2 pseudogenes are annotated in these 1,037 nt (G+C 48.4%); one reads left to right on the top strand and one right to left on the bottom strand.

Annotated elements, in window-relative coordinates:
- Positions 1-599, top strand: a pseudogene (locus CIK04_RS24685) (MATE family efflux transporter); the annotation flags it as partial.
- A gap of 81 nt (positions 600-680) precedes the next feature.
- Here CIK04_RS24685 and CIK04_RS24680 read toward each other — a convergent pair.
- Positions 681-1,037 (bottom strand): annotated as a pseudogene (locus tag CIK04_RS24680) (6-phosphofructokinase); the annotation flags it as partial.

Raw genomic sequence — 1,037 nt, 5'->3', positions numbered from 1 at the left:
AACGCAATGAACCCTCTCTCTGGTGCTATTTTAATGATGATGCTGTCCAGCCACGGCACTGCTGCTGTTGCCGCTTATGGGGCGGCACAACGCATTGAATCGATTTTGATTTTGGTCCTCATGGCACTCACTTCCGCTCTGACGCCTTTTATAGGCGCAAAACTTTGGCGCGAAAACCCACAACGAGCGTTCCAAGGATTGTTCGTCAGTATGCGCTTTTCTGGTGCTGTTCAAGGTTTGGTTTTTTTGATGATGGTGCCACTCAGTATTCCGCTTGCTGCGCTGTTCTCACAAGAGCAAGCAGTGAGAGATTTGCTTTGGCATTATCTGCTCGTCGTACCGATCAGCTATGGGTTTTTAGGCATTGTCATGATGTTAGTCAGCGGTTTAAATGCTATGCATCAACCAACTCAACGCCTTCCGTTGGCGTGATTCGACTGTTTGATCTTTACCCTGCCAGCGGCTACCTAGGCAGTTGGCTCTACGATATTGAAGGGCTGTTTATTGGCATTGCCGTGGGCAACATTTTGGTGGGGTTATGCAGCTACCTTTACGCTCTCAAGCAACGCAAACAACAATTGGCCACCTTAGTGCCTTAGGTTTGATAGTACTGTAAAACCACCAATATGAAAAAGGCTGCGATAACGCAGCCTTTTGCTCAGATAGTCCGCTTATTTTGCTTAGAATAGCTCTTCTGCGACTTTGAACAGGTCATTGCGAACTGGACGCTTCATGTTCTCGATTGCATCGATGATATCGTGGTGAACAAGTTGCTCTTTCACGATACCAACACAACGACCACCATGGCCTTCCATCAATAGGTGAACGGCGTAGTTACCCATGCGAGACGCAAGAACACGGTCGAACGCGGTTGGACGGCCACCACGTTGGATGTGACCAAGAACAGTGGCACGAGKTTCACGACCCGTTCCAGCTTCGATCTCTTTCGCCAGCTCATTGGCATCCATCATCAGTTCTGTCCAAAGCAAGATGCATGCTTCTTACCTTTCGCGATGCCATCTTTGATGTTGCTAATC

The organism is Vibrio sp. 03_296 (assembly GCF_002265885.1).
The sequence above is the reverse complement of the archived record's forward strand: the minus strand, read 5'-3'. Positions and strand labels throughout refer to the sequence as shown.